Raw genomic sequence first — 6,101 nt, forward strand, 5'->3', positions numbered from 1 at the left:
CGCCACAAATTCCAGTTTAGCTGTGAGTACGCCAAACTGATCGAAAATGGCAAATTGACTCAAACAGTCCGCAACCCCAATTATCGCGGCGTCACGCCCCAATTCTGGGGCAATCTGGCTCAAATCGGCAACGCCAACACCTGGGAAATGTACGGTTCTCCGTTCTGCGGTAAAGGCGAACCCAATCAAATCGTCTGGGTGGGGCACGGCGCACCCGTTGCCGCCTTTACCGATATCGAAATCTTTGGTGGGGATTAACACCCTAGAATCTGAGGTGGGCAACACCTAAAATATGAACAGGAATATTCAAGGGAAATTATGACCGATCGACTGATTCGAGCAACAGCAGCAGGTGGCAAAATTCGAGCTGTAGGGGCAATTACCACCACCCTCACCGAAACAGCTAGAGTGCGTCATCGGCTCTCAGCCGTGTCTACAGACGCCTTGGGACGCGCGATGACGGCGGCATTATTGCTGACATCCGGCATGAAAGTCAAATTTGGTCGCGTCAATCTCCGACTCAAAGGCAACGGCCCGATGGGTGGATTGATGGTCGATGCTGGCGTTGATGGGACTGTTAGAGGCTATGTCAATCATCCCCATATCGAAGTACCGCTTAACGCTGCTGGTAAACTAGACGTGGGCGGCGCGATCGGTAAGGAAGGTTTTGTCTACGTCTTTCGGGATCTGGGTTACGGTCGTCCCTACTCTAGTACTGTCGAGCTAGTCTCTGGCGAAGTCGGCGACGATGTTGCCAACTATCTATTTAGCTCCGAGCAAACGCCGTCAGCGTTGGTATTAGGCGTCTCGATGAATAGTCAAAGTGTGCAATCCGCTGGCGGAATCTTGATTCAAGTTCTACCTAAAGCCGCACAAGATGAGTCATTAGTAGAACTATTAGAATCGCGAGTCAGTAGTTTGCAAGGCTTCACACCCTTACTACAATCTGGCAAAGAGCTACCAGAGATTTTAGAGGAGCTATTAGGCGATTTGGATCTGAAAATATTTCCAGACGAGAAGGAACTAAAATTTGACTGTCCTTGCTCGGAGCAACGGATGCTCGGCGCACTAAAGCTACTCGGGACTGATGAACTCGAAGACATGATTGCCACCGACAAGGGTGCTGAAGCTACTTGTGATTTTTGTGGAGAAGTCTATCACGTCGGTGAGGATAAACTTGCTCAATTAGTCGGCGAATTACAGTTACAAAGTTAACTAGTAAGTTGTAAGAAATAAGGGAGGGGCAATTTATAAATTGCCCCTCCCTTATTGCGATGCTGACTGGTTTATTGCTCAAAATCATCCATATTAATTAGGCTAAAAATCGAGCTGCCGATCGAGATAAATTATGGTCGAATTAGAGCATCATTAGGATCGCACTATTAAACACCGCACTCGATCGCATTGCCCGAATCGCCTTCTCTCTGTCAGGATGATAGTAACCACCCAGATCGATCGACTTACCTTGCGAATCATTTAACTCAGCGACGATCTCAGTTTCATGTTCTTGCAATTGTTGTGCTAACTTCCCAAATTTTGTCTTCAATTCTGGGTTTTTATCCTGTGCTGCTAACTCCTGCGCCCAATACATTGCTAGATAAAAATGACTGCCGCGATTGTCTAACTCGTGAACTTTTGAAGCTGGAGATTTGCTATTATCTAAATACTTGCCATTAGCTCGATCGAGTGTTTCGGCTAAGATTAGTGCGTCGGGATTATTTGTTTTCTGTCCCAAATCTTCTAGAGATACTGCTAGAGCCAAGAATTCACCCAAGGAATCCCAGCGTAGATGTCCTTCCTCTACAAATTGTTGGACGTGTTTGGGTGCCGAACCACCCGCACCTGTCTCAAATAAGCCGCCACCAGCCAGTAAGGGGACGATCGACAGCATTTTAGAACTGGTACCTAGTTCGAGAATCGGGAATAAATCGGTGAGATAATCCCGCAACACATTTCCAGTGACGGAGATGACATTTTCACCCGCCTTAATCGATTCGCAAGTAAACCGCATCGCTGCAACTGGTGAGAGAATTTGAATATCCAATCCCGTCGTGTCGTGGTGAGTTAAATACTCCTTCACCTTAGCAATCAGATTAGCATCATGAGCGCGATCGGTATCCAACCAGAAGATCGTCGGGCAACCCGTCGCTCTGGCGCGATTTACCGCTAACTTCACCCAATCTTGAATCGGTAAATCCTTCGTCTGACACATCCGCCAGATATCGCCCTGTTCTACCTGATGTTCCATTAATGTCTCGCCAGCGGCAGCTAGCACCCGCACCACGCCGTCGCAAGGGATTTCAAAGGTTTTGTCATGAGAGCCATATTCCTCAGCTTTCTGCGCCATTAAGCCCACATTGGCGACATTTCCCATCGTGGTAACATCAAATGCGCCCTGCTCCTGACAGAATTCGATACAAGCCTGATATATAGTCGCATAAGAGCGATCGGGAATCATCGCCTTCATATCGTGCGCTTGCCCATCCGCGCCCCACATTTTGCCCGAAGTCCGAATCGCCGCAGCCATCGACGCATCGATAATTACGTCGCTGGGTACGTGGAGATTGGTAATCCCCTTATCGGAATTCACCATCGCGAGTTGGGGGCGAGTACTATACACTGCTTGAATGTCAGACTCGATCTTCTCCCGCTCTGCTACTGGTAAGGATTGAATCTTGGCATAGACATCCCCAATCCCGTTATGAGGATTTACGCCCAACTTATCAAAGGTTTCGGCATATTTAGCAAACACATCCTGATAATAAACCTTAACCGCGTGCCCGAAGATAATCGGATCGGAGATTTTCATCATCGTCGCCTTAACGTGGAGCGAGAGCAAAATATTTTCAGACTTTGCGGCTTGAATTTCGCGATCGAAAAAAGCCCGCAACGCCTTGACACTCATCACCGCCGCATCGATAACTTCCCCCGCCGTCACCATCACCCGATCTTTTAGCACCTTCACCGCACCATCCGCTGCGACTAGCTCGATTTTGACATTACCCGCATCACTAACAACTACCGACTGCTCGCTCCCATAAAAATCACCACTCTCCATGTGAGATACATGAGTCTTGGAATCCTGCTTCCATTCACCAACTCTGTGGGGATTCTTTTGAGCGTATTTTTTCACCGCCGCTGCTACCCGCCTGTCAGAATTTCCCTCCCGCAACACCGGATTCACCGCACTCCCCAAAATCTTGGCATACCGCGCCTTAATCGCCACCTCTGCATCATTCTGCGGTTGAGCGGGATAGTCAGGAATGTCGTACCCCTGCCCTTGTAGCTCCTGAATCGCGGCTGTCAATTGAGGCGTCGAAGCACTGATATTCGGCAACTTGATAATATTCGCATCCGGTGTCTTTGCCAATTCGCCCAACATTGCTAAAGCATCAGGTTGTTGTTGCGCAGGTGTCAATCGATCGCTAAAAGCGGCTAGAATCCGCCCAGCCAGGGAAATATCGGCAGTCTCGATCGATACATTAGCAGCTTTGGTAAATGCTTGGACGATCGGCAAGAATGAATAAGTTGCCAAAGCCGGAGCTTCATCGGTGAGGGTATAGACGATTTTCGAGGGTTGGGCTGTCATAGATCTTCCTTGGATGTGTGGCTTTGGCAATGATGGATGGTTCCAAACCATCATTTTGACATCTCTAGGGGATCTGTTGGTAGTGTAGTTGGCGAAATGGGTAATCTAAGAGGATACATTACATAAAATCGGCAATCTCGAATCGTATGTAATGGAAATGAGAACCGATATTCAATGATTGGATAGTCAAATAGTTATTCCTAACGATCTGATGAGTTCAGACGAAATAAGCCCTTAAGTAAAAAGTAGGGCGTGTTGCTGCGAAGCATAACGCACCAATCCATCTTATAGAAAGTAGGGTGTGTCACTGCGAAGCATAACGCACCGTTTCAATTAACACGATCGAGATGTTCCCCCAATGTCTAATTACCGCAGACCATATGTTAATGGTGGGACATATTTCATTACCCAAGTTACCTATCAACGTCAACCTTGGCTCTGTTCTGAGATCGGACGGGTAGCAATGCGCGAGGCAATCCAGCACGTTCGCCAGCAATACCCTTTTGAAATCGATGCGATTGTCCTTTTACCCGACCATTTTCATGCCCTGTTGACATTACCAGTCGATGATAGTAATTTCTCACTCAGAATGCGATTAATTAAAAGGTATGTCACTAAATATTATGGTGCAAAGTTAGAAATCGATCTTGATATTTCTGAATCGAGAATCGCACGGAAAGAACGTAATTTATGGCAGCGTCGTTTCTGGGAACACTTAATTAGAGATGAGACAGATTTTGCCAATCATTGTGACTATATTCACTATAATCCCGTTCGACATGGATTGTGCGACCGACCGCAGGGATGGGCTTTCTCTAGCATTCATCGGTTTGTTAGATCTGGTATTTATCCGTCAAATTGGAGCAATGAAATCGATCTTAACGATCCGATCGAGGATCTGTGATGGTGCGTTACGCTGGCGCGATAACACACCCTACTTTTTTATGAATAGAATTTCAGAGCGGAGAAAGATGGTGCGTTACGCTGGCGCGATAACAAACCCTACTTTTTTATGAATAGAATTTCAGTTACTAATTTGGACTTGTCCATCGACAATCCGAGCGGAGAAAGTCTCAAGCTTTACACTCGAATCATCTAAGCACTCACCTGTTAAGAGGCTAAAATTTTGCTTATAAATCGGCGATGCGACTTTGGGAATCCCATTGCGATCGCCGACAATACCTCTAGATAAGACGTATGCTTTACTAAACGGATCGTAATTCTCGATCGCGTAAACATCATTACCTTCACCGACTCTAAATACGGCGATTTGGCGATCGTTTACTAAGGCACAAACGCCTGTATTTGGTAAGATTCGGTCTAGGGTGCAGATCGTTGTCCACTGCTGGGTGGTTGGCTGAATTGATTCTATTTGTGACATTAAAAAGCTCTTATAAATTACGACGCTCGATCGAGGATCGAATCAGACTGTGGATCTTTGTTAATTCAGGTAGGGGTAATTCATGAATTACCCCTACCTGAATTAACTTATTTTAACGATCGATCTCTAATAGTTGTCGTTCATGCTCGAATACAGGACGCTTTTGTCCGCGTTCTTCTACTACAACGATATTAGGATCGGGGATATCGGTATTGACGAAGTGTTGGAAGCGTTGGAGTTTTACCGGATCTTTAAGCGTGACATCCCATTCACAGGCATAAGTGGCGACTTGATGCGCCATTTCTGCTTCAAGTTCTTCAGCGATACCGAGAGAATCATTGATAATCACGTTTTGCAGATATTCCATGCCGCCTTCGAGTTTATTAAACCATGTTGCCGTGCGTTCGAGGCGATTGGCGGTGCGGATGTAGAACATCAAGAACCTATCTACATAGCGAATCAGGGTTTCTTTATCTAAGTCGGCGGCGAGGAGTTGTGCGTGTTGGGGTTTCATCCCGCCGTTACCGCACACATATAGGTTCCAACCTTTCTCGGTGGCGATAATGCCAAAATCCTTGCTTTGGGCTTCCGCACATTCGCGGGTACAGCCAGAGACGGCGGATTTGAATTTGTGCGGGGCGCGGAGTCCACGATAGCGTAATTCTACCTCGATCGCGAGGCTGACCGAATCTTGGACGCCAAATCGACACCAGGTACTACCGACGCAGGATTTAACCGTGCGGAGAGCTTTGCCGTAGGCGTGCCCGGATTCAAAGCCAGCAGCCACGAGTCGCTGCCAAATTAGGGGAAGTTGGTCTACCCGTGCGCCGAGTAAATCGATGCGCTGTGCGCCCGTTATTTTGGTGTAGAGTCCAAAATCTTTGGCGACTTGTCCGAGGACGATCAGTTTTTCGGGGGTGATTTCGCCGCCAGGAATCCGGGGGATGACTGAGTAGGTGCCGTCGCGTTGGATATTGGCGAGGAAGGCATCGTTGGTATCTTGCAAGGCGACGTGGGGTGCGTCGAGAATTTGATCGTTCCAGGCGGAGGCGAGAATCGAACTGACGGCTGGTTTACAGATTTCGCACCCGCGTCCGGTACCATGTCGATCGAGGAGTTGTTGAAAGGTGT

5 protein-coding genes and 1 pseudogene are annotated in these 6,101 nt (G+C 47.5%); 3 read left to right on the plus strand and 3 right to left on the minus strand.

Annotated features, from left to right (window positions below; all coding sequences use genetic code 11):
* Together RMO52_RS04070 and hslO are read left to right on the plus strand one after the other, a co-directional pair.
* Positions 1–258: metallopeptidase TldD-related protein (locus RMO52_RS04070; protein ID WP_310411108.1), on the plus strand; the 258-nt coding region annotated here is incomplete at its 5' end.
* 60 nt (positions 259–318) lie between these two features.
* A complete protein-coding gene (gene hslO, locus RMO52_RS04075) occupies positions 319–1,215 on the plus strand; it encodes an Hsp33 family molecular chaperone HslO (protein WP_310411111.1) in 897 nt (298 codons plus the stop codon).
* 142 nt (positions 1,216–1,357) lie between these two features.
* Here the strand turns inward: hslO and RMO52_RS04080 are convergent, their stop codons facing one another.
* A complete protein-coding gene (locus RMO52_RS04080) occupies positions 1,358–3,589 on the minus strand; it encodes an NADP-dependent isocitrate dehydrogenase (RefSeq protein WP_310411114.1) in 2,232 nt (743 codons plus the stop codon).
* A gap of 358 nt (positions 3,590–3,947) precedes the next feature.
* Between RMO52_RS04080 and RMO52_RS04085 the strand changes: the two genes are divergently transcribed.
* Entirely contained in the window at positions 3,948–4,493 is a 546-nt protein-coding gene (locus RMO52_RS04085; protein WP_310411117.1) for an REP-associated tyrosine transposase, read from the plus strand.
* Between the two features lie 120 nt (positions 4,494–4,613).
* Here the strand turns inward: RMO52_RS04085 and nirD are convergent, their stop codons facing one another.
* Both nirD and RMO52_RS04095 read right to left on the minus strand, forming a co-directional pair.
* Positions 4,614–4,970, minus strand: a complete 357-nt coding sequence (gene nirD, locus RMO52_RS04090; protein WP_309742475.1) for a nitrite reductase small subunit NirD — start codon at positions 4,968–4,970, stop codon at positions 4,614–4,616.
* A 112-nt stretch (positions 4,971–5,082) separates the two neighbouring features.
* A pseudogene (locus RMO52_RS04095) lies at positions 5,083–6,101 on the minus strand (nitrite reductase (NAD(P)H)); the annotation flags it as partial.

The organism is Chamaesiphon sp. OTE_8_metabat_110, from assembly GCF_031382685.1.
Classification (GTDB): Bacteria; Cyanobacteriota; Cyanobacteriia; order Cyanobacteriales; family Chamaesiphonaceae; genus Chamaesiphon.

Excerpts from the sequence above, each read along its gene's own strand:
- RMO52_RS04080 (WP_310411114.1), bottom strand. The coding sequence starts at position 3,589 with ATGACAGCCCAACCCTCGAAAATCGTCTATACCCTCACCGATGAAGCT.
- nirD (WP_309742475.1), bottom strand. The coding sequence starts at position 4,970 with ATGTCACAAATAGAATCAATTCAGCCAACCACCCAGCAGTGGACAACG.
- RMO52_RS04085 (WP_310411117.1), top strand. The coding sequence starts at position 3,948 with ATGTCTAATTACCGCAGACCATATGTTAATGGTGGGACATATTTCATT.
- hslO (WP_310411111.1), top strand. The coding sequence starts at position 319 with ATGACCGATCGACTGATTCGAGCAACAGCAGCAGGTGGCAAAATTCGA.